This is a genomic window from Legionella sp. PATHC032, from assembly GCF_026191185.1.
Taxonomy (GTDB): domain Bacteria; phylum Pseudomonadota; class Gammaproteobacteria; order Legionellales; family Legionellaceae; genus Legionella.
The window spans coordinates 556417-579973 of sequence record NZ_JAPHOV010000001.1; the positions used below are offsets into that span (position 1 = coordinate 556417).

Sequence of the window (23557 nt, forward strand, 5' to 3'; positions counted from 1 at the left end):
GCAATGGTTGTTGCTCCCTATTTGGCTGTAGCTATCGGAGGTTCCTTAGGTGCAATGTCACGTTATTTAGTTACAATAATGGCTCAAAATGCCTGGGGGATAAAATTTCCTTATGGTACTCTTTTAGTCAACACGCTAGGCTCTTTTCTAGCTGGCTTTTTTCTTATTGTATTAGTAGGTCGTTTTAGCGCTGAGGAGTCGTTTCGTTTATTCCTTTTTACGGGATTTTTAGGAGCTTTTACTACCTTTTCGAGTTTTGCTGCAGAATCTTTATTTATGTTTGAGCAAGGATATTGGTTTAAATTAATTACCAATATACTGGTTAATAATGTTGGCTCATTGTCCATGGTCTTCATTGGAACATTAGTTGCTAAATATGTATTATTAGGACATCAGGACCCCAATTAATAATTTTTAGAGTGTTGGCTTATGTTAGATAATCAATTACTTCGAGAAAACCCTCAATATGTAGCAACTCAATTGCTGAAACGAGGATTTCAATTTGATGCAGTCACTTTCAGTCAGTTGGAAGAAAAGCGTAAGGCTCTGCAAGTAAGTACGCAATCATTACAGAACGAACGAAATTTGCGATCGAAAGCAATCGGTGAAGCAAAATCTCGAGGTGAAAACATAGAGCCTATGCGCGAAGAAGTGAATAAACTTGGCGCCAAATTAGAGCAACAAAAGACCGAACTGGACGAGGTTCTTAAGCAAATTGAGGTGATTATTCTGTCATTACCTAATATTCCTCATAAATCAGTACCTGTGGGTAAAGATGAGGTGGATAATCAGGAAATCAGAAAATGGGGGGAAGTACCTGCTTTTTCTTTCCCTGTAAAGTCACATGATGAATTGGGTGAGGCGCTAGGGCAAATGGATTTTGCTCTTGCAGCTAAAATTACGGGCAGTCGTTTTGTAGTCATGAAAGGACAACTGGCACGATTGCACCGGGCTTTAATTCAATTCATGCTGGATATACATATTCAGCAACATGGTTACCAGGAAATATATGTACCTTATATTGTTAATGCAGATAGCTTGTTAGGGACTGGACAGTTACCAAAGTTTGAGGCCGATTTATTTAAATTAACAGGGGATAATGAGTACTACTTGACGTCTACTTCAGAAATTCCTGTGACGAATACAGTACGGGAAATGATATTGTCTGCTGAGCAATTACCTATTCGGTATGTTTGCCATTCCCCGTGTTTTCGTAGTGAGGCCGGTTCTTATGGTAAAGACACAAAGGGGATGATTAGACAGCATCAATTTGAGAAGGTCGAGTTGGTCTGGATTACCAAACCGGAAGATTCTTATGATGCTTTGGAGCAACTTACTCAACATGCTGAAGTCATTTTACAGCGTTTAAACTTGCCTTACCGAGTGGTTGCTTTGTGTACAGGGGATATCGGTGCTGGCTCAGCCAAAACATATGATCTTGAGGTTTGGTTGCCTAGTCAGAATACTTATCGAGAAATATCTTCTTGTTCCAATATGGAGGCATTTCAGGCACGCCGAATGAAAGCTCGTTTCCGAAATCCTGAGACCAATGAGATTCAATTGGTTCACACTCTAAATGGATCAGGTTTAGCTGTTGGAAGAACTTTAGTTGCCATTATGGAGAATTATCAAGATGAGCATGGAAACATTCATATACCAGATGCTTTGAAGCCTTATTTAGGCGGTATTGATATCATTACTGTGAAATAGGTTTACTCATAATCATGGATATTATTTCTTAAACGTTAGCCTTCAAGAGGAAAGAATGATAGATAGGTTATATTGAGTCAAATCAATCGCCTCTTAAGCACTTTTAAGAAAAATATCCAGTGGCTCTAAACTAATCTAAATTAAACACTTTGGTATTTCCTTAACAATCTGGTCAAAAACCATTGATATCAATTATTCTCAAATTTAAGTATTACATTTTAGTTTAAGGTTCATAAAATATTTTGGAGTTAATAATCCAATGAACGAGGTAATTATTCGTGAGATAACATCCGAAGATAGAGAGATATTTCTTTGTGCTATGCAAAGCAGTCAGGCATTACATCATCCTTGGGTTAAGGCTCCGGTAACACCTGATGAGTTTGATGAGTATTTTTCTCGCTATCAAAAATCAAACCAGAAAAGTTATCTGCTTTTTTCTGCCAATAACTTGGCTGGTGTCTTTAATATCAGTGAAATAGTACGTGGTTACTTTCAAAATGCCTATTTGGGCTTTTATGCTGTTGCAGCTTATGCGGGCAAAGGATACATGAGTACGGGTTTGAAGTTAATATTAACCAAGGTTTTTAAGGAAATTGGGTTGCATCGCTTAGAAGCGAATATACAACCTGAAAATACCCGTTCAATCTGGCTTGTGAAGAAAAATGGTTTTCGCTATGAAGGATTTCCCCCACGTTATTTGAGAGTGAATAATGTTTGGCAAAGCCATGAGCATTGGGCCATGACTTATGAAGATTTTATCAAGGATAATAATGAGGTGCTTGAAAAAGATCATATCGATATTGTTGCATACAATACAGAGTGGCCACTTCTAGCCAAGATAGAAATGGCGAAATTACGCGCTTCATTTTGTAATATTGTGATATATAAACATTGTGATCTATAATTGTACTAGGTTACTTTAATTGAGAAACGCTATGGCAGATCAACCTCCAAAATCTAAATGGCATGAAATTAAACGGCTATCAGAGGGGGATAATAAAGTAGATAATAATCAAGCCCCAGTGTCAACAGCAGATAGAATTAAAAAGCTTTACCTGGATACACAGGTAGGCAGTCCAGTTGATACTGTTGAAGAAGCGGATGCCCTACGTAATAATTTGGGGCCTAAAGATACTAAAATAGAAAAATCATCCCCTGAGAGTGATGAGCCAAAGCCTGATATACCAACCCCTGGATGATAGTAGGAATAAAATACATTGATTAAATAAAATGGTTATTACTATTTAACTATACCATTTTGGTTCAGCAAGTGGATATGTTGGTATTGTGTTGACAGCCATAATAAATACTTGTAAATTCTTCTCCAAGAAAACCCTTAGTGTTCAATATTCTTTTAGTCATCCTGATTGAACACGTGATTAGGTTTTTGATGATGGCTTCTTTATTCTGTTAAAGAGGTCATAACTATGTCAGACAAGCCAGAATGCCCATATATATTAAGCTTGCAAGCAGGCGATAATTTATTTCATAGCATTTTACAATCAAATTTAGCCATGACGTTAATTTGGAGATGTTGTGGAAAATTTATTGAATGAAAAAAAATTAACAATTTTTACATCTAATGAAATCCGAGATAATCTGAACCGGGTTCTGCAATACTATGAACAAAATGGCATTATTGGATTTAATGGATATCTAAATCAGGCAGACCGAATAAGTTTGCTTAATGAACTTGAGGTAATGCAAAAGGATGCTGAGCAGGATATTGCGATGTATTGGAATAATAAAATCATTCATTTTTATTCCAAAGATCCTTTGAAACCTGAGTCAGTGGATAGAGAATATGTCACAGAACCTTATTTTCAAGCTTCAAGTAACAAGGCACATGTATTTTATGAAATGGTTGATAATATGCGGGTAGTCAATCGAATCGGCCATGGTATGCATCTCATCAATAAGTATCCGATGATGCAGCGAGCAGTTTATGATAGTCCTGTACTTCTGGATTTGCTAAAAGGGATTGGATTTAAGAAGCCAATCTGCCATCTCAGTGTCTATATTCCCAAATATCCTAATGGAATAGGTAGTGAGGTAAGGCCTCATCAGGAGTCAACATTTGCCTATACTAAGCCACAAACTGTAGTTGTTTTGTGGGTCGCTCTGGAAGACTCGTTAATTGAGAATGCCTGTATGTATGGAATTTTAGGAAGTAATCATTGGCCATTGAAATGGGTATCAAAAGTGGATCGTGCGACAAAAACGCGTCACTTTGAGCAAACTCATCAGTTATATATTCCTGATTTTATGACAGAGCGCGAATTTTATACTGCCTTGGAAGTGAAAGCCGGAGATGCTTTGTTATTTCACGGTAATTTTGTGCACTGCAGCCCAATGAATACGTCTAAAAATTCAAGAAAAGCGTTGTCGTTCCAGTTTATTGAAACGTATGAAGTCGATTATCCAGAAACTAATTGGTTGTACCCTCCTAACAAGTTGTACTTATATTAAAAATTAAATTTGATAAGCGATTGAGGAATCAATGCATGTCTATGTATGATAAGCCCCAGTTTTTTAAAACCTATTTTTCTAGTGCAAGCGAGAAGTCAATCTTGGTAAAGCTGTTGGATAAACGATTTCATCCTCCCTCTCATACTGCGAACATATTGGATTTGGGTTGCCATGATGGCGCATTGATGAAAAATATAGTGAATGCTTATGCAAAGCGTTTACCGGAAAAGTTAGTTATTACCGGAGTGGATCCTAGTTTGCAAGCAATTAAAGAATATGCAAAAGCAGATTTTCCAATTCAAGTCCAAACGAATATTTTTTCTGGAACTGCAGAAGATTATTTTGATGTGTGCACTGACCATTTTGATTGGATTTTTGCATCGCAGTGTTTGTATTGGTCCCCTGATTTGCCAAAAATAATTAAGCAGATTCATGAAGCAGGAGAATCCTCTTTAATTGTTATCAGAGGATTTCATGGAATTTATGAAATTCAATCGCAATTCAGGCATTATATTGGGAATCATTTAGAGAAATTTTATACTGATAAAGAAGTTGAGATGGCCTTAAGGACCCAAAAAATTTTATTTCAGAAAGAATCTCTAAGTACTTCTATCCGGTTGCCTGATAAAGACAGCATTGAATTGAAATGGCTCATTTTGTTTTTTTTGCAAATGGAAGAGGAATCATTGAGCGATGAAATATTTTCCGAAGTACAGGATTGGATCACATCTCGAACATCAGGGAGCATCCATCATGAAGTTCATTTTTTTTGGCTAGGGAATGCAATTTTTATAGAGGATTACAACATGAATCTCCCAGTCCAATTGAAAAGAAATTTTATGAGGTAAAGGCAATGTTTTCAATGAAGTTGATTTCATCATCAGTGAGTATGAATTGATTGATTGCAAGATCTTCTTTCATATGATCCACATTTGTCGTGCCAGTTAAAGGCAACATTCCTACCTGCTGTGAAAATCTAAAAATGATTTGCTCAATCGATTTCTTGTATTTTTTGCTGAGATTCTCAAGTTTCGGATGTCTTAATTCATATTGATTGGCCGTTAACAGAGAAAACCCCTGATAAATAATTCCATAAGCCTGGCAATGGTTGCGAATTTGTTTATCCCATAATAGCCGGGCAAAACATCTATTTTGAACAAACTTGGGTTTTACCGAAGCAAACGAAATGAGTTCGACTAATTGTTCATAACTCGCATTGGATATGCCGAGGTGCTTTACTTTCCCATCTTTATACAGGGATTCCATTTTGTTCCAGACTTCTTTATCTTCATCAGAAAGATGATATTGATAATAAGGGCCATGCAAAATATAGGAGTTTAAGTAATCAGTATTTAAATGTTCAAGGCTGCTTGTAAAAGATTGTTGTACTTGAATAGTCAGGTTTGCTGTATCATCGTAAGGTTTGCGATGATCCTGGCCATGAGCATAGGTGAACTTGGATTGTAAAAAAATATCATCACGCAAGATACCTGATTTTTTATAGCATTGTTGCAGGGCATATCCAACACCTTCTTCATAATAGTGTTTTCTTTGGTTTGCAGTATCTATACCCCGAAATCCTGTAGTTAATGCAAGCTCAACCAGTTCACTTGTGCGCTTTTCTTTCCAGGCGGTTCCATATATAAAAGTTGGAAAGCCAAGGTCCATCGTTCAATCTCCTTCTCGGTTTATTACCTGCAAACAGACTCTATTTTGACTCAAAAAACAGAACAAACCATGGTTGACTGTGTGTCTTACATAGGGTTTTTCCTGAAGCTTCTTGTCTTACTATTTGTTTTAATTCTCAATAGTTACAAATCCTAATCAAAAAGACAACAGGCGTGATTAATCCAAAAGGTTATTCGAAGAACGTACTAATTTTATGGAATTATACAAGAAAATCAGTCCTTCATCAAAAAGACTTTGGTATTTTTTAATGAGCCACAGTCGCAAGCGACTGTAGCAGGCAGGTAAGAATTAGTTAAATTGATAAGCGGTTGTATTCTCATGCTCAGTCTCAGTCACTTCAGGTTTGATGCATGCAGAAACCCAGGTAGTACCAAGACGTGTCATAAAGGCAATTCCTTCAACCAGAGCGTTAATTGGTGTCATCACCGCCAAAGAGGCTGCTAAACCAAAATGTACTTGTAAGTTATGGAAATTCTCTTTTGCATGTAAAGGCTTACAGATAGCCAAATTGACAATACATTCTAGCGCAGACTCAACTCCATACAATGCTTCGACTAATGAACGAAATCCGCCTTTAGCCAAGGAGGTCATTGGGGATGCCATTTGTTCTAAACAATCCCAGGCATTGTTATAAGAAGAAAAGAACCTGGCTTTATTGAAGTAATTGGATGAAGGCAACTCATTAACCATTTGATATCCACTTACTCTGTTTGCCCACTTTGCCATAAGCCCGGTTTCTAATAAATCATGGCGAGGTTCTTGACCAACAAACCATGATGATATAACTCTTGTAAGAATTTCAACGGCATGAGTCAGAGCGTGAATTGGAGCCATAAGCAGTAAACAGGTAGAGAGAGTTAAATGGCAACCCACATCTTTGATCGCGTCCAATGCCAAGCCTGGTTTTAAAATTAATAAATTACCTACAGTCCGCAAGGTGGCCCATACTGCCCTTGAGGCATAGTAGCAAGCATATAACCCATTGATAATAGGGGTAATTCCTACTAATGCCAAACCAGCCCAAAATTCATTGGTATTGGCGTAATGATTAATAAATCGCTTGGCTGAAACATATTCTCTATCTGGCAATAATCCATCATGTATGAGTGATTCAAGTTCTCTTCTAAGGTCTGTCATTATGGTCTCTCTCTATGTTAATTAAACAAGCGGGCAGAGTATAACCAAAAAAAACATAAATGACCAATATTGACCCATGTTGTATTTGATGTTTGCATTTGTTTTCTTTTGCTTTCTGAACACAAATTAAAGCCTGTCTCTATCCTTATTTATGAACACATGAGTTTCAGGTACTGCAAAGCCAAAGGAATGCACGGTTGACTAGTTGTAGCGTCTTTTAGTAGCCCAGTAGCCTCGTGCGCGGCCAATGTTGCTCACCTCGATGGTTTATAAAAAGTTTATCATCAAAAAAATCTTATCACATACTCCCAAAAAAATGAGATCTAATTTTATAGTTCACCCAAAACCTAAGTAATTAAGATTTTTGTAGAACAGAAATAAAGAAGCAGTGAAATAAATAATCATTTCACTGCCAAGGATTAGATTTAGCCTAAAAGAGAACTAAGACCAATATAAGCAGCTCCTAGAAGTACTGCCGTGATCTTGCCTTGATTCTCTCTTATTGTTTGGAAAAAAGAAGGTCCTGTGTTTTTGGATACCAAAACATTATTGGTTCCTGAAACTTTCTGTGGCTCTTGTTCCTTAGACTGCTTGACCAAAAAAGGACAGCGATTATAAACCCGAGTCGATATACGATCGCGTACTTTTTCCTTATCAATCGCAGGTATATCTGCTTTAATTATTGATTGAGTTTGTATATTTAACTTAATCGCTAAATGTGGACTAACATGGGCAATTAAAGGAGCAAGTCCTGCATTTATTCCTCGAGAATACTCCGGAGCCGCAGTCGTTAAAGGCAATTCTTGCAAGACATCTCCAATTTTGAATAATCTTTCTAATACCATGGTTAATTGTTCAAGTTCCCTTGAGCCAAGATTTTCCAAAACTTCTTGTGTGCTTAATCCAGGTTTGGATAATTTACACAAAAGAATATTCATAGAGTCTAAACCTAAACCGGTTTGCAGTTTTTGCACTAATTTTTTGCAATAAGCAAACTGAGCTCCTACAATTAATCTGTCATCTATCGTAGGTAGTTTTGCTGTTTCATCCATTAACTCGGTGAAGACTTTGTCAGTTTCTTCCTTACCTAAAACTTCTACTAGGAGAATGAATAATGCGCTATCCTTGGGATCTTTTTTAGCAAAAGCATCTGGTATTAATTGCTCTAAAATCATCTGTTCAGCAATCAGTTCTGCTGTTGAAACAATTGCTGCTACATGAGCAGCTGTATTGAAAGATGGTGTGACTAATGTGCCACTTATTTGAGAATCAATCATATTCTCTCTTTTGGATAAAACAGGATTGTCATCGAACCCTCTAAATATAGGTTGTTCTGACTTATCTTTAATTCCAAAAGCATAAGCAATAGCCTTTAGATTATTAATTGTTACAGGAAAGCTATTGGTAAAGCGAATCGGTAAGACACTTCGAATACTTTTAGGTTGACTCACTCTTAAATGTTGCACCATTTCATCTTGCAAAGCTCCAACAAGAAAGTCATCAATTAAAGAAGGATCTTTTTCTAGAGTCGATTGTAATCGGTTGTATGCAATCTGTAAGGAATTGTCTAACAAAGGACGTGGATCGAAGTTGTATCTTTGTAAATAATCAAAAATAACATACATTGCGTTAAAAGCCTGATTTTGAGTGAATAACCCTAAACCACTTGAATTCATTAAATTACCGGATTGAAGAATTTTTTGCTGGGTAGGGCGCTTTTCATAAAACCCACCTTCAGCTATGGCAGAAACACGAATAATATCTTCTGTAACTTCTTTCGGTAGAACTTCTCCTGTTTTTTTATGGATTATCCAGCCCATAGGAGCATATTTTTTATCCTCTTTATTGTTAGCAATTGCAAGTCCATTAGGTTCTTTAGTAAATTCTTGTTTATCATCTAAATAAATATCTAGTTTACTGATATCCGATTCTACTACTTCAAGGCCCACCTCTTCGAAAACCAGTGCAGGAGGTTTTCCCGAGATGCGTAATTGCTGATCTAATATTTCCTTTTCTTTTGAATTAAGTTGAGATGGACAATTTATATAAATAAAACCTTGTTTATTTAATTCATACTTCATTGCGCGACCAACATTCCAAACAGGGGCGTGTATAATGTCCCATATTCCCTGTTCTCCGTAGGTGCTTTTTTGATTCACATGAACCAAGGGTTGTGCTAGTTCATTTAATACTTTTGATCGCCCTAAAGTTAGATGGCTGGCAAACTCAAGTACATCACCATTAATTCTACCGGAATTAGCACTTTCTTCTTTGAAAAATAAGGTTTCCTCATCTCCACCTAGAGCTGGACGCTCAACTGGATTTTCGGAGTAATTGAATTTAGATACTTGTTGTAATAAACCCGCACGTTGCCCTTGACCCAGATGAAAACGAATTACTAGTGCACCAATGTTCTTAAAACGCTCAGTAAATGCTTGTAAGGGAGTTAGTTCAGGGTTATCGACACTGTATTTATTATTCTGAAAAGAAGAAGGCAAATATTGTGCACCGGTATAGGATAAGGTAACGCCTTTGTAGTTTCCTTTGTCCTTTTGAATTTGTTCGTAAATGGTTTCCTGGGTTTGCATAATTGTTCTCGCACTAAATGCATTATTTATTAACGAAGAGTATATTATCACTCCAAAATTAAGAAAAAATTAAGCTGATTGAACAATTAATATTCGGCAAGGTGCGATCAAGGCGAACATTATTGGGGATTAGGATATGCTCCCGAGGTTTTGAATGCGCTTCTTAGTTGGAGGCAATCAAATATCAAGATAAATTTTATTATTGCGTATGATCCAATCGACCATGATGCAGCACATCGTGTGATGGAAAATGCGGTATGGAATACTACAAAGATGGAGTTGAGCATGGAGTACAAGGTAAACTTTATCGAATTAAAAACAATAAACAAGCGTGCGATAGCGCGTTATTCACTGATTTTTTTCAATCAGATCCAGATGTTTGTGTATTAAATTGGTAATAACATCAATTGAAAAGTTAGGGCAATACCGGGGATATGTCCTATTTAAACCACCAGAATGCTTCTCTAAAAGTTGAAGGTCATATTCCAACATATCTTCTATATCGAAAATGTCTTTATTCCATCTGTCTTCATTATGAACCCCGAAACCTCCATCAAAAAGCGACCCATTAGGTAATCGGATTAAGATATGCCAGCATTCATCAGAGTTTTTCACCATAATAAATGCAATATTTACTTTTTCAGTAAATTTTTGATTCCAAATCTTGTAAAAAGCATTGGCAAATGGACCACAAGGGCCTGAGTGAATTGCAGGCTCACCAAAATTGTCACCAGCAATGGTGACGTATCCATAGAGTTTATTTATTTCCTTAGATAAGCTATTTAGGGTATTAAGAACATTATTTTCGGCATTCATAAACAATTGCCTCATCCTGCGCATCTGGGGTTGCAGTACTATCAAATGCTTTAATCAAACAGACATTTTTAAAACCACAACTTTTAAGAATTCCTGTTAACTCCTGCGGGTCGTAAATTCTTACCCTCAATTCTTCAACCTCCGTATGAATTATACTATTGTTGTGAACGAGTTCATATTTACCGATAGAATGACAAACCTGCTCCTTCATGGTCGCTAATTGACTGAGCATAATCATCTGACCATTGGGCTTATGCCAAACGGAGCCTTTCCAGACATCAAGTTGTGGTACCGCTTTAAGTGTTTCGCCCTCAAACAATAAAATACCCTCTTCGCTTAGGTGATTATAAAATGTTTGAAGAGCTAATCTTACCATTGCAGGATCGATAATCAAGCCAAAGGAACCGCTTGGTATAAAAATCAAATTGTATTTTTCTGGCCTCGTCAAATTTTCAACAAAACCTCTCCATACTGTTGGTTTGAGATTTTTAGCTTTGGCTTTAATATTGAGAGCTGCAAGCATATAGTCGCTTGCATCAAAGCCATGCACTTCGAATCCTTCTTCAAGTAATGGAAGTAAAAAACGACCGGTACCACACATTGGCTCTAAAATAGGACCTTTCACATTCATTACATAACTGCGATAAAATGCATAAGCATCTTCAGGAGGCTTCGGTTTGCTTAAGTCATAGACCTCAGTACACAAGCTAAGATAAGTATCCAGGTTTTTTAGTTTTGTCATCTTTTTTACCAATTAAAAAATTTTTGATTATTTGAATTTGCACTTCGGTACTTAAGAGACCGTCGATTACTATAGTGGCATTTTGTTTCAGTTCATCATCAAAAAACAAAGGTCTTGAATGATTTAAATAAAAACTGATTTCTTCAAGAAGATTTTCTTTAGTTTGTAATTTATCCTTAAAATCCCTCAAAACGCGACGGCACAATGAAATATCAAGTGGCACCTCAATATGAACACAGGTATCAATATATTCACCTGTTTGTACGTGAGGTTTCCCTAAAGGAGCATCAAAAATTATGTATTCCGTGGGGTTGAGCAAAGTGCGTAAGACTGGATGAATAACTTCTCTTTTTGCTTTAAGCTCTGCCAAAACCTTTGCGAGGTCTTTCCTTTGAAATTCACTGTAATTACAACCCTTATGATACCACTCGATATAATCTTCGGGTTCTAAAGAGATGTCATCAAAGTCATCCCATGAAATAAGAGTTGCTTTTAAATTCAGGGACAATGCTTTTGCCAAAGTGGATTTTCCAGTGCCTGTTATACCACTAATGCCAATAATATGAGGAGTCATAACAATATCTCCATCACAGTGACTGGATGTCCTTTAAATTTGTCCATGCCGATTATGGCCCAACCAAGACGGGAGTAATAATTAGGAATGGTTGGGTCAAAGGCAAAAAGATGCAGCTTATTAAAACCTAAATCCCTGGCTTTATTTTTTGTGGTGTCAATTAGCCTATTTCCAATACCTTGTTTCTGATAGGCAGGGTTAACCACAAGCGAGCCAAGCCATGGGGTTATGTCAGGCCTGATGCCATCATTTTCACGTAAAGAGCACATCCCAACGGGTTTCCCAGCATCAAGTGCAATAAACGTAATGGGTAGTTTGTCAGCATTTAGGTGTTCACTGAACCGTTGAATCACTTGTTCGACCGGGATCTCAGGAACCCAGATTTTTCCAAGCACTTCATGCCATATTTTTGCACATCCGGGGATAGTGTCTGGATAATTTTTTAGAAGGTCTATGGTGATCATGCTTTGCTTACATTGATGAGTTCAGGCATTAAACTTTTGAGGCGTATAATAGTAGGTAATACTTGTATTACTTGCTCCATTCCAATTTTTTGTTGTTCTGGATTGTGTTGGTTTGCAGCCCGTTGGATGTTATAGACCATCCAATTAATCCAATTACCTAAAACACCAAAAAAAGCGGCTTCAACTATGTTTATATCAATTATCCCGCCAGCTTCTTTGTATGCTATTATCATTTTACCAAATAAATTTTTATCAAGTTGTGTAGTAATCCCAGACCAATCTAATGCTGCGTTCACAATTTCATAGGTAGGGTTAAGCTTGCGAGCGGATTCCCAGTCAATGAGTATAGGATTTTTTGAGCAATCCCATAAGACATTTTTTTGATCCAAGTCGCCGTGGCTAATTACTGTATGATCGTTTAACATTAAAATTGCGTCATGATAATTTGTATTAATTTCCAATATTGTTACTGAACTTTCCATCAAGGATGAAGCGATAGCGGGATTCTTTTTTTTGGCTAAGTCTATTAGCGCTATAATCTTATCATTTTTATGAATATCAAATTCTGCTTCGTCAATTTCTTTAAACTGCACATCGATCTGATGCATCTTAGATAAAATACGAGCAATTTCCAAAGATTGAGATGCGCTTACAGCATCCTTATCAAGGGTTTTTGCATTGACCCATGGGTAGACTAGAAAACCAGTCTCATTAATTATAAAAAGATGTTTATCTGATTTTTCAATGGCATTAACAGCAGGAATACCAAGTGCGACAAAAACTGAGGCAATGTTTTCACTCAATTCGTAATTTCTAATAACACGATGATCTGTAAGATTAATGTCTTTTGATAATTGTTTAATCGCAAAAGATCCTTTGTCGGTATTTAGCCGCCACATGATGTGAAGTAAACCGCCATGTACTCTTTGGGGCTCTTGTATAGGATCACCCAAATTGAAGTGTTGGCATAGACGCTTGATATGATTTTGGTTCATGGCCAATTCTAATTCTTTGATTTTATTGGTCGGAGTGACAGGAATTGAACCTGCGACCCCTGCCTCCCGAAGGCAGTGCTCTACCAGTCTGAGCTACACTCCGCTTTTGTTTGAAGTTACATTCAATTAATCTGATATTTTAGAAAGTATACGAGTTATTTTACTTGAAGTTAATTTATCCGTCGATTGATTGTTGATTTGAGCACTTTATATACCTCAAACACTTCTTAGCATATCCATATGAAACGATATAAACACAAATTATTATGAAAAATTGGGTGTCTATATCTATGCTGTGTATTGATTTTACGGCTTTTTTACCTTTTCTTAAGCTCTGTTTAATGTTCTATTGTCAATTTTGGGCTAATATAACAGTAATATCCTTATTACCCGGGTAAATATAAATGGCAGACGGCGATATCGAAATCAAAGCAGGTTTTGCAGAAACTGATCTAGACGATCGCAAATTGACAATGATAGATGATTTGAATAATCCATTAGCCATAGTGGAGCGAGTCTATCTAATATGGTGGCATTGGGCAGATTTTCATCTTCATGTTATTTCTCCGCATATTGATACTATTACTCCTGCGATAGTCATCGAACCCGAACTGATACCTGGTTCTAATGATCATGAATTTGTTTATCCTATTCATGATAGTGGCTCTAAATTATCTACATCCAAAAGCCAGGATATGTTTAGTGCGGGTATGTCCATGTGCAAACTTTTCTATACTATTGAAAAAATGGTCCATATACTGGTAGATCGCTTAAAATCTGGTGGAGTAAGTATGGAGGCAGAAGTTCAGATAGCTTTTTCTGGCCATGAAATAGCACAGAGGAAAGCTTTTGAGTCGATTATTAATTTACCTTATAACGTTGTTGTGACTAATTTTGATCCCGGAATATGGGGTGAAAAATATTTACAAAATGTGAAGCGGCTGGCGGATAGGGGTTATGGTTATCCTCCTGAATCCCCAAGAAAAAATTATATGCATCCGGTATCTTCTGGAACTACTGCACGAAAATAAATAATTAGCGAGAATGGCTCAACACTGTTTTAAACTTTTTTAAAACCAGTTTGGGTCCATTGATGCAAAAGCGTATAATTGCCTTTTAAGCAAAAAGGGGCTATTAAAGTGGCAGGAATAAAATAAAAAAATCGGGCGATAATTTGTTGTCTTGATAGTTTTTTACCAGAGTCAGTTGTCAGTTTAAATCTCCAGGCTTTCATACCTATAGTTTGTCCACCAAATCGAATAGAACCATAATAATAAACAAAAATGATACTGAATAATGAAAATTGATACCAATGGGTAGCAGGAGGAATGGCTTGTCCATGAGTTAATAAGAGCAGGGCAGAGGTGTATGCAAAAAATAAAATGGATAGGATGATTAAATCATAAATCATTGCCCCCATATATTTGATGAAAAACATAATTAATACTTATCCTATATTGATTTAAATTATTAGTTTTTGGAATATTAACCATTTAGGAAAACACATTCTAAATTTTTTGTTGCTCAAATAGAAGATTGTATAAATTGTTGCGCAATCAGTTATTCATGATTTTTGTACCTTGGCTTACCAAGGCCAAACTGTCAATATATAATTGACTTAAATCAATTCCATTGATGTTAAGCTGAGTTACTTCTTCCCAATGCCCTTCTTCATAAGCGATTACCAAAGACAATAGATTTCCCAAAGGTCCTGATTTATATGCCAGAGCATTTTTTATCTCCTCAGCCAGGGTGATTTGTTCTATCAATGCTGGCATGGGCTTGTTTAATAAACAGTCTAATATGGATAATAATCCTGCAGTATAAGCACTTTGACTGAAAATATTCGAACTTGTTTTAGCGAGTTCTTCTGCCATATGGGCTCTGATTAAACCTGATTCCAATATTTCTATGGGTTTATCAGAGATATTTTTCATGGAAAACAACATGACCCATTTTTTCAGGTTAATGATGCCAAGCCTTGCAACGGCTTGATCGATCGATTCTATGCTTGGTCCGCTAGAAAATCCAACTGAATTGACTAGTTTTAGAAGTTGATAGCTTAGTAATGGATCGGCTTGGATAATATGAGTGATCGCATTTAAATCGCAATCTTCTTTTTGTAATTCCTCGATGAGTTGAAGTACATTTAATTTGTTTGCCGCTATTTCTGTGCCTTCCTCTGTAATGCAGTTAAGCAGGAAATCACCACAGTAATAATCCATGGTCATAGCCTTACATTTTTCAAAATTAACATGTTGATTTAGATCATAAGCAATGATTTTACGATTTTTTGCCTTACTGTATTGTACTACTTTGGTTACATCCGATTGACTCATTAACTGCTCAGTCAGTCCTATGTATTCGGCAAAATTTAGCCAAGCCAATTGTTGAGGGGTATTAATTAACAAGGCAATAGAAAATAGAGAATCTTGTAGTTCCGTTAGTGAATAAACAGATTCGATTTCATCTGCAGATAATTTTAAAATAATGGGGTTATTGATTGGTGTTTCAAATTGCTCAAGCAATTTTTTTAGGGAAAAAGGAACAAATAAAGGTAATTGGGTGTCTGTGTGGTAAATCAGATCATAAAGTTGTCTTGTTAATTCTTCATTAAGCATTGCATTGCGGCAGGATAATATTTCAAAGGCGACACATTTTAATTGTTGATTATATATTGGTCTTTTGGCGATCATGAAGACTTCCTTTTGCTCACATTATGTAATCATAGTACGGGTTTTTGTAATTGGCCAATGGACTATTCATTTTCCTTATAAACTGAACTTTGCGTGATAAAAACAGAGTGCTATACTTCCCATGCATGAATTGAAATTTAGTAATTCTAAATAGTTTTTAAGGCCCAATTTTTTTATTTTTCAAAGCCATTTGTTGCGCAGTATACTTAATGAATTATGTTTCTCAAGAAGTCTAAAGGGTGAATGTGAAATAATTGAATGGGATTCAATATTTAGAAGAAAATATATTGATGACATTTTCTTATGAGGAAGAAATTAATAGTGAACAAGAAAAGACCGATCAATCTTGATTTAAGCAGTCTGAAATTTCCGCCTATGGCTATCGCATCTATATTACATAGGATTTCAGGAGTTCTGATATTTTTATTATTTCCTTTCGTATTATTGATTCTGGGTTGTTCCCTGCAATCAGAGGAATCTTTTGTACAGACTAAAACAATGTTAGCCAATCCCTTCTATAAACTTATGTTATGGGCTTTTGGCGCCTCTATGATTTATCATGTAATAGCAGGTATAAGACATCTGATAATGGATATGGGATTTGGTGAGAGTCTTCGTGCTGGTCGTATGTCGGCTGTTTCAATTATAATTCTAGCAGTTATTTTGGCAATTTTTCTAGGAATCTGGATATGGTAAACAATGTCACCAGTTTAACAGGAAATGGGTTAAAGGATTGGTTAATTCAACGAGTTACCGCTGTCTATTTTGCAGCGTATTTAATTTTTTTATTTGGATTTATATTGGCAAATCCTGATTTAAGTTTTTCTCAATGGCATCTTTTGTTTGCCAATAAGGTATTTCAAATTGCAACAACAATTGGATTGACGGCTTTGACATTGCATGCCTGGATAGGTATTTGGACAGTAACTACAGATTATATGAAATGTACTGTTATACGTTTATCAGTACAGTTATTGGTTGTTTTATGGCTCCTTGCTCAATTTATCTGGGGCCTTATGATCATTTGGGGACAATAGCATGACAGTGGCACGTAACAGATTTGATGCGGTAATTATAGGAGCTGGTGGTGCAGGAATGCGTGCTGCACTCCAGATGACAAATTCTGGTTTAAAAGTAGCTTTGTTATCAAAAGTATTTCCAACCCGCTCACATACTGTGTCGGCTCAAGGCGGTATTACAGCTGCTTTGGGAAATGCTGATGAAGACGATTGGCGCTGGCACATGTATGATACCGTGAAAGGTGCTGATTACATTGGTGATCAGGATTGTATAGAGTATTTGTGTAAAACTGGGCCTGAAGCAGTTTATGAACTGGAGCATATGGGGCTACCTTTTTCACGAATGGATAATGGAAAAATTTATCAACGTCAATTTGGTGGCCAGTCAAAACATTTCGGCGGAGAACAAGCAGCCCGTACTTGTGCTGCGGCAGATAGAACAGGGCATGCTTTGCTGCACACCCTTTATCAACAGAATTTAAAAGCTAAAACTCACGTATTTAGTGAATGGTATGCTCTCGATCTGGTAAAAAACTCGCAAGGAAGGATTGCAGGTGTTACTGCAATGTGTATGGAGACAGGCGAGATTGTATTTTTTCAAACTCGAGTTTGTATTTTGGCGACTGGGGGAGCCGGTAGAATTTTTCAATCTACAACGAATGCTTTTATCAATACTGGCGATGGCTTTGGAATGGCACTAAGAGCTGGTATACCTCTTCAAGACATGGAAATGTGGCAATTTCATCCAACTGGCATAGCGGGTGCTGGTGTTTTGGTTACGGAGGGTTGCCGAGGTGAAGGTGGTTATTTAATAAACAAAGATGGTGAACGCTTTATGGAGCGTTATGCTCCCAGAGTAAAAGACCTTGCTTCCCGGGATGTGGTCGCTCGCGCCATGGCTTTGGAAATTCGGGCCGGGAAGGGATTTGATCCAAAAGGCGTCGATCATGTTAAATTAAAGCTTGATCATCTAGGCGCTGATTTGATCATGTCTCGCTTGCCTGGTATTCGCGAGTTATCAATGAAGTTTGCCGGTGTGGATCCAATTGTTGAGCCGATTCCGGTTGTTCCAACTTGCCACTACAGTATGGGAGGAATACCCACCAACATGCATGGTCAGGTTATAACTAAAACTGATGGCAAAGAGCATGTGGTGGAGGGATTGTATGCGGTAGGAGAATGTGCCTGCGTTTCAGTGCATGGCGCCAATCGATTAGGCGGTAATTCCTTATTGGATTTGGTTGTGTTTGGTCGTGCAGCCGGGATACATGTTGAAGAATTATGGCAATCAAATCAATTGCCTGATATGTCTTATGTGAGTGAAGACGATGTAACTGCTTCCCTGGTTCGTTACGAGCGTTGGGAAAATTCAAAGGATGGTGAAAGCCATGCGGTAATACGAGATGAAATGCAAAGAGTAATGCAGGAAGATTTTGGAGTATTCCGTACAGGTGAGGTAATGGCTTCAGGATTGAAACGTTTACAAGCCCTGCGCGATCGATTAGCACATGCTAAACTTGATGATAAAAGTCAAATTTTTAATACAGAACGCGTTGAAGCTATGGAATTGGATAATTTAATGGCAACTGCCTATGCAACGGCTTTATCTGCAATTGCGCGAACTGAAAGCAGAGGAGCGCACAGCAGGGAGGATTATCCAAAACGAGATGATGCAAACTGGATTAAGCACACATTGTATTTTGAGGAAGGTGAGGTGATAGATTATCGTCCGGTTAATACCTCACCCAAGTATGTCGAGCCTTTTGAGCCGAAAGAACGCGTTTACTAATGAGGATATTTTATGGCTGATAGTAGAAATTTAATCCTGTCGATTTATCGCTATAATCCTGAGGTGGATGCCAAACCTTACATGAAAGATTATGAGATAGAAATTCCGGCTAAAAGTGATCCCATGTTACTTACTTTGCTTGAGCGCTTGAAAGCTGAGCAAGACCCTTCTATTACTTACAGGCGGTCATGTCGAGAAGGAGTATGTGGCTCTGACGGTATGAATATCAATGGGACTAATGGATTAGCTTGCATTACACATATTTCACAATTAAAAACAGATAAAATTGTCATACGTCCTTTACCAGGTTTTCCAGTAATTCGTGATTTGGCAGTTGATATGACACAATTTTATCAACAATACGAACGCATTGAGCCTTATTTACAGAATGATGAAGTAGCGCCTGCTCGAGAGAGGTTACAATCTCCTGAAGAACGGGCACAATTGGATGGCTTGTATGAGTGCATTTTATGCGCTTGTTGTACCAGTTCATGTCCTTCTTACTGGTGGAATCCTGATAAATTTGTAGGCCCTGCTGGACTTTTACAAGCTAGGCGTTTTTTAGCAGACAGTCGTGATAAAGCAACGCAACATCGTTTGGATTTATTGCAAGATCCTTTCAGTGTATTTCGTTGTCGTACTATTATGAATTGCACGAATGTATGCCCGAAGGGACTCAATCCAACACAAGCGATTGCAAAAATTCGCACGCAAATGTTGACGCAGGAAACTTAATAAATCAGTCCTTGTTACTCAGAAAATTTCTGAGTGAACCCTTTGGAGAGAATGATAATGAGCAGTTCAGATCTGCAAAAAGAATGGGCTTCTTCCTATTTGTCTGGAGGAAGTATGGCTTATGTTGATAGTCTTTATGAGGATTACCTCGCAGACCCTGATTCAGTGTCAGAGGATTGGAGAGCGGTATTTAGCGCCTTACCTAAAGTAAATAGTGCTACCAAAGAAGTATCTCATAGAGACATTCGCGATTATTTTTTGCAGCATGCTGATAAGAAGCTTAATAAAATAATTCAAATTGCAGATAGTCAGCAGTACCAGGTTGCCAGTCTGATTAATGATTTTAGATCATTAGGACATCTTGCCGCAAAGCTAGACCCATTGGAAATGACGGAGCGTATGCCAGTACCACGCCTGGAGCTGGCTTATCATAATCTTGCCGATGTTGATGTGAATCGTACTTTTTTTGCTGGAACCAGTTTTAATGGACCAGAGATGACTTTGGGGGAAATATACAACGCCCTTCGCGAGACATACTGTCGCAGTATAGGCATAGAATATATGCATATCTCTGATACTGAAGTCACTGAATGGTTACAAAACAAAATGGAATCAGTACGCGGATGCCCTGAATTCAGTACACAGGAAAAACTGAATATTCTTAAAGACTTGATAGCAGCAGATGGTTTGGAGCGCTATCTCGGAACACGATATGTTGGTCAAAAGCGATTTTCTCTTGAGGGGGGAGATTCTTTAATTCCAATGATGAAAGAACTCATTAGAAGATCGGGTATAAACAATGTGAAAGAGCTTGTCATTGGAATGGCACATAGAGGGCGCCTAAATGTATTGGTGAATGTCCTCGGTAAAGAGCCAGGACTATTATTTCAAGAATTTGAAGGAAAAATTAAATACGAACGAACTGGTGATGTGAAATATCATCTGGGTTTTTCCTCTGACATAAAAACAGAATCAGGCGCGATTGTACACTTGGCTTTGGCATTTAACCCTTCACACTTGGAAATTATTGGGCCAGTAGTTGAAGGATCTGTACGTTCACGTTTGGGAAGACGCAACGATTTGGCTAAAAAGGATAAAGTAGTTCCCATTGTCATTCATGGCGATGCCGCTTTTGCAGGTCAGGGTGTGGTTATGGAAACCTTTAACTTCTCACAGGCACGTGGATATTGTACTGGTGGAACAATTCACATTGTTATCAACAATCAGATAGGATTTACAACGAGCAATCCTTTGGATGCCCGTTCAACTCTCTATTGTACAGATGTTGCCAAAATGGTTCAGGCACCAGTCATTCATGTCAATGGAGATGATCCTGAGGCAGTAGTTTTCGCTACCCAAGTTGCTTTTGATTTCCGAATGAAGTTTAAGCGAGACATAGTAATTGACCTGGTCTGTTACAGACGTCATGGCCACAATGAAGCGGATGAACCTTCAGTGACTCAGCCGAAGATGTATAAAAAAATCAAATCCATGCCTACATTACGTGAAAAATATGGCGAACAATTGGTCAGTGCTAATTTATTAACCAAATCAGAATTAGACAAGTTGGTTGATTCCTACCGAGAAGCATTAGATAAAGGCAAGGCGGTTGTCGATTTGGTGCATGAAGATTATGAAGGAAAGCAATCTTTAGATTGGACTCCTTATATGAATGCCAAGTGGACTGATAAAGTTGATACAACCATCAGCAAGGAAGAATTGGAAAAAATTGCATCCCAATTAAACAAATTGCCTGAAGGAATGAAACTGCATCCCGTTGTGGAGCGTTTGTTGGCTGAACGAAATAAAATGACCGCTGGTGAAATCCCTATGAATTGGGGCTATGCCGAGATCATGGCTTATGCCAGTTTGTTACATGAAGGCTACGGAGTAAGAATTTCTGGACAAGATAGTGGTCGAGGAACTTTTGCCCATAGACATGCTGCGCTTCATGATATTGAAACAGGCGATACTTTTATTCCTTTGGAACATATATCAACCAATCCCAAACGCTATTTTACTGTAATAGATTCAGTGCTTTCCGAAGAAGCAGTATTAGCTTTCGAATATGGCTTTGCTTCGTCTGAGCCATCTTTCCTGGTTATTTGGGAAGCTCAATTTGGTGATTTTGCAAATGGAGCACAAGTTGTTATTGATCAATTTATAAGTTCCGGTGAGCAAAAGTGGGGACGGCTATGCGGGTTGGTGATGCTTTTACCCCATGGCTACGAAGGTCAAGGCCCTGAGCACTCTTCTGCGCGATTGGAGCGTTATATGCAGCTTTGTGCACAGCACAATATTCAAGTATGTACCCCAACCACTCCAGCACAAATATTTCATTTGTTAAGAAGACAAGTGATTCGTAATTTCAGAAAGCCTTTAATTGTCATGACTCCCAAAAGTCTTTTACGACATAAATTGGCTGTTTCACCTTTGGAAGCTTTGTTTAAAGGAAAATTTCACACAGTGATTCCGGAAATTGATGCCTTGGACGCACAAAAAGTAACAAAAGTGGTGTTATGTTGTGGTAAGGTTTATTATGATTTATTGCAAATGCGTCGCGATAAAAACTTAAACCACGTAGCGATTGTGCGTATAGAGCAATTGTATCCATTTCCCAAAAAAGCATTAATGGCTGAATTGGAGAAATATCAACAGGCTAATGAAGTAGTCTGGTGTCAGGAAGAGCCACAAAACCAAGGAGTCTGGTTCTCTTCTCAGCATAATATACGTGATTGCTTGCGTTCTGACCAAACCTTGCACTATGCTGGCAGAGAGTTTGCTGCTGCGCCTGCAGTGGGTAGTCCCGGCTTGCATGCAGAGCAACAAGTTGCTTTGGTTGAGCAAGCATTACTTGGTAAAAAATAAATCTAAACAATATAATATTAAGAGAAGGTATAACCATGTCTATTGAAGTCAAAGTACCTGTTCTACCCGAGTCAGTAGCTGATGCAACAGTGGCTGCGTGGCATAAGAAAGTGGGTGATAAAGTATCTCGCGATGAGAACCTAGTTGATCTGGAAACAGATAAAGTTGTGCTTGAAGTTCCATCACCTGTGGATGGGGTATTATCTGACATTATGTTTAATACCGGAGATACGGTTGGTTCAGGAGATTTACTAGCAAAAATTTCTCAAGGTGTTTCCGCAGAACCTCAAAAAACTGAAAAGGAAGAGAAATCTGCTAAAAAAGAAGAAATGGAAGTTTCTGAAAGAGAATCAATTTCAAAAGAGGATAAGTCAACCAGTCCAGTAGTAAGACGCATGATGGCTGAAAATGATTTGAAAGCTGGGCAGATTCAAGGTACTGGTAAAGATGGTAGGATAACCAAAGAAGATGTTTTATCTTATATAGAATCTAATAGAGAAAAAGCAAACCAAACCGCTGAAGTTCAAAAAGAACCTTCTATGAGAGCACTTTCTGTTGGCGGCAGGGAAGAAAAACGTGTTCCTATGACGAGACTAAGAGCCAAGATTGCGGAGCGTTTATTACAAGCACAACACAATGCTGCCATGTTAACCACTTTTAACGAAGTGAATTTGAAGGCAGTTATGGACATGCGTTCTCAGTATAAGGATAGTTTTGAAAAAAAACATGGTGTAAAACTTGGATTTATGTCTTTTTTCACAAAAGCAGTAGTAGAGTCGCTGAAACGATTCCCGGCTGTGAATGCTTCCATTGATGGGCAAGATATTGTTTATCATGGTTTTTATGATATAGGAATTGCTGTTTCTACTGAAAGAGGTTTAGTTGTTCCGGTAATTAGAGACGCTGATCAATTAAGCATGGCAGAAATTGAATTAGCCATTAATGATGCTGCATCAAAAGCCAGAACCGGTAAGCTGTCTATGGAAGAGATGCAAGGGGGAACATTTACCATAACTAACGGCGGAGTATTCGGTTCATTATTAGCTACTCCCATTATCAACCCACCGCAAACAGGTATCTTAGGGATGCATAAAATTGAGGAAAGACCTATTGTAGAGAAAGGACAAATAGTAATCCGTCCTATGATGTATGTTGCTTTGTCCTATGATCATCGTTTAATTGATGGAAAAGATTCTGTACAATTTTTAGTGAGTGTTAAAGAGTTGTTGGAAGATCCATCCCGACTTTTACTTAATGTTTAATGAG

Annotated in this window: 23 protein-coding genes and 1 tRNA gene; 13 read left to right on the forward strand and 11 right to left on the reverse strand. The window is 37.7% G+C overall.

Annotation, left to right across the window (positions count from 1 at the left end; translation table 11 throughout):
• Window positions 1-3: 3 nt before the first annotated feature.
• The 6 genes from crcB (at window position 4) to OQJ02_RS02605 (ending at window position 5027) form a co-directional block, all read left to right on the forward strand.
• Window positions 4-408: a fluoride efflux transporter CrcB gene (gene crcB / locus OQJ02_RS02580; RefSeq protein WP_265717740.1), complete on the forward strand. Its 405-nt coding sequence runs from the start codon at window positions 4-6 to the stop codon at window positions 406-408.
• Between the two features lie 21 nt (window positions 409-429).
• On the forward strand, window positions 430-1710 hold the full coding sequence (gene serS / locus OQJ02_RS02585) for a serine--tRNA ligase (RefSeq protein ID WP_265717741.1): 1281 nt from the start codon (window positions 430-432) through the stop codon (window positions 1708-1710).
• A gap of 259 nt (window positions 1711-1969) precedes the next feature.
• Window positions 1970-2614 carry a GNAT family N-acetyltransferase gene (locus tag OQJ02_RS02590; RefSeq protein WP_265717742.1) on the forward strand — a complete coding sequence of 215 codons (645 nt, stop codon included), beginning with the start codon at window positions 1970-1972 and terminating at the stop codon, window positions 2612-2614.
• Between the two features lie 31 nt (window positions 2615-2645).
• Window positions 2646-2909, forward strand: a complete 264-nt coding sequence (locus OQJ02_RS02595) for a hypothetical protein (RefSeq protein ID WP_265717743.1) — start codon at window positions 2646-2648, stop codon at window positions 2907-2909.
• A 337-nt stretch (window positions 2910-3246) separates the two neighbouring features.
• The gene (locus tag OQJ02_RS02600; RefSeq protein WP_265717744.1) at window positions 3247-4179 is read left to right on the forward strand and encodes a phytanoyl-CoA dioxygenase family protein; all 933 of its coding nucleotides are present in this window, start codon (window positions 3247-3249) and stop codon (window positions 4177-4179) included.
• A gap of 35 nt (window positions 4180-4214) precedes the next feature.
• A complete protein-coding gene (locus OQJ02_RS02605) occupies window positions 4215-5027 on the forward strand; it encodes a class I SAM-dependent methyltransferase (RefSeq protein WP_265717745.1) in 813 nt (270 codons plus the stop codon).
• On the opposite strand, the gene OQJ02_RS02610 is transcribed toward OQJ02_RS02605, so the two are convergent.
• The 9 genes from OQJ02_RS02610 to OQJ02_RS02650 all read right to left on the reverse strand — a co-directional run bounded on the left by OQJ02_RS02610 (window position 5017) and on the right by OQJ02_RS02650 (window position 13287).
• Entirely contained in the window at window positions 5017-5847 is an 831-nt protein-coding gene (locus OQJ02_RS02610; RefSeq protein WP_265717746.1) for an aldo/keto reductase family protein, read from the reverse strand. The genes OQJ02_RS02605 and OQJ02_RS02610 overlap by 11 nt on opposite strands.
• Before the next feature lie 309 nt (window positions 5848-6156).
• A complete protein-coding gene (locus OQJ02_RS02615) occupies window positions 6157-7005 on the reverse strand; it encodes a lpg0518 family Dot/Icm T4SS effector (protein WP_265717747.1) in 849 nt (282 codons plus the stop codon).
• 425 nt (window positions 7006-7430) lie between these two features.
• Complete coding sequence (gene ceg17 / locus OQJ02_RS02620) at window positions 7431-9644, reverse strand: Dot/Icm T4SS effector Ceg17 (RefSeq protein WP_265717748.1); 2214 nt, start codon at window positions 9642-9644, stop codon at window positions 7431-7433.
• Between the two features lie 297 nt (window positions 9645-9941).
• Entirely contained in the window at window positions 9942-10409 is a 468-nt protein-coding gene (locus tag OQJ02_RS02625; RefSeq protein ID WP_265717749.1) for a hypothetical protein, read from the reverse strand.
• A complete protein-coding gene (locus OQJ02_RS02630) occupies window positions 10393-11151 on the reverse strand; it encodes a class I SAM-dependent DNA methyltransferase (protein WP_265717750.1) in 759 nt (252 codons plus the stop codon). Before OQJ02_RS02630 ends, OQJ02_RS02625 begins: the two co-directional genes overlap by 17 nt.
• A complete protein-coding gene (locus tag OQJ02_RS02635; RefSeq protein ID WP_265717751.1) occupies window positions 11117-11725 on the reverse strand; it encodes an AAA family ATPase in 609 nt (202 codons plus the stop codon). Before OQJ02_RS02635 ends, OQJ02_RS02630 begins: the two co-directional genes overlap by 35 nt.
• Window positions 11722-12189, reverse strand: a complete 468-nt coding sequence (locus OQJ02_RS02640; protein ID WP_265717752.1) for a GNAT family N-acetyltransferase — start codon at window positions 12187-12189, stop codon at window positions 11722-11724. Before OQJ02_RS02640 ends, OQJ02_RS02635 begins: the two co-directional genes overlap by 4 nt.
• Complete coding sequence (locus OQJ02_RS02645) at window positions 12186-13184, reverse strand: aminoglycoside phosphotransferase family protein (protein ID WP_265717753.1); 999 nt, start codon at window positions 13182-13184, stop codon at window positions 12186-12188. Before OQJ02_RS02645 ends, OQJ02_RS02640 begins: the two co-directional genes overlap by 4 nt.
• A gap of 26 nt (window positions 13185-13210) precedes the next feature.
• Window positions 13211-13287, reverse strand: a tRNA-Pro gene (locus tag OQJ02_RS02650).
• Window positions 13288-13588: 301 nt separating this feature from the next.
• On the opposite strand from OQJ02_RS02650, the gene lvgA reads away from it, so the two are divergent.
• Window positions 13589-14215: a Dot/Icm type IV secretion system effector LvgA gene (lvgA, locus tag OQJ02_RS02655; protein ID WP_265717754.1), complete on the forward strand. Its 627-nt coding sequence runs from the start codon at window positions 13589-13591 to the stop codon at window positions 14213-14215.
• A 29-nt stretch (window positions 14216-14244) separates the two neighbouring features.
• Here lvgA and OQJ02_RS02660 read toward each other — a convergent pair whose 3' ends face one another.
• Window positions 14245-14622 (reverse strand): RDD family protein, encoded by a 378-nt coding sequence (locus OQJ02_RS02660; RefSeq protein ID WP_265717755.1) that lies wholly within the window; start codon window positions 14620-14622, stop codon window positions 14245-14247.
• Between the two features lie 118 nt (window positions 14623-14740).
• A complete protein-coding gene (locus OQJ02_RS02665; protein WP_265717756.1) occupies window positions 14741-15880 on the reverse strand; it encodes an EAL and HDOD domain-containing protein in 1140 nt (379 codons plus the stop codon).
• A 321-nt stretch (window positions 15881-16201) separates the two neighbouring features.
• On the opposite strand from OQJ02_RS02665, the gene sdhC reads away from it, so the two are divergent.
• From sdhC to odhB, 6 genes are read left to right on the forward strand one after another with little or no spacing between them, the layout of a single operon-like run.
• A complete protein-coding gene (gene sdhC, locus OQJ02_RS02670; RefSeq protein WP_265717757.1) occupies window positions 16202-16576 on the forward strand; it encodes a succinate dehydrogenase, cytochrome b556 subunit in 375 nt (124 codons plus the stop codon).
• On the forward strand, window positions 16570-16917 hold the full coding sequence (gene sdhD / locus OQJ02_RS02675) for a succinate dehydrogenase, hydrophobic membrane anchor protein (RefSeq protein ID WP_265717758.1): 348 nt from the start codon (window positions 16570-16572) through the stop codon (window positions 16915-16917). The genes sdhC and sdhD overlap by 7 nt, the downstream gene beginning before the upstream one ends.
• A 1-nt stretch (window position 16918) precedes the next feature.
• Window positions 16919-18688, forward strand: a complete 1770-nt coding sequence (sdhA, locus tag OQJ02_RS02680) for a succinate dehydrogenase flavoprotein subunit (RefSeq protein WP_265717759.1) — start codon at window positions 16919-16921, stop codon at window positions 18686-18688.
• Window positions 18689-18700: 12 nt separating this feature from the next.
• The gene (locus OQJ02_RS02685; protein WP_010946278.1) at window positions 18701-19423 is read left to right on the forward strand and encodes a succinate dehydrogenase iron-sulfur subunit; all 723 of its coding nucleotides are present in this window, start codon (window positions 18701-18703) and stop codon (window positions 19421-19423) included.
• Window positions 19424-19480: 57 nt separating this feature from the next.
• Complete coding sequence (locus OQJ02_RS02690) at window positions 19481-22291, forward strand: 2-oxoglutarate dehydrogenase E1 component (protein WP_265717760.1); 2811 nt, start codon at window positions 19481-19483, stop codon at window positions 22289-22291.
• Window positions 22292-22326: 35 nt separating this feature from the next.
• Complete coding sequence (gene odhB / locus OQJ02_RS02695) at window positions 22327-23553, forward strand: 2-oxoglutarate dehydrogenase complex dihydrolipoyllysine-residue succinyltransferase (RefSeq protein ID WP_265717761.1); 1227 nt, start codon at window positions 22327-22329, stop codon at window positions 23551-23553.
• The last annotated feature ends 4 nt before the right edge of the window (window positions 23554-23557 follow it).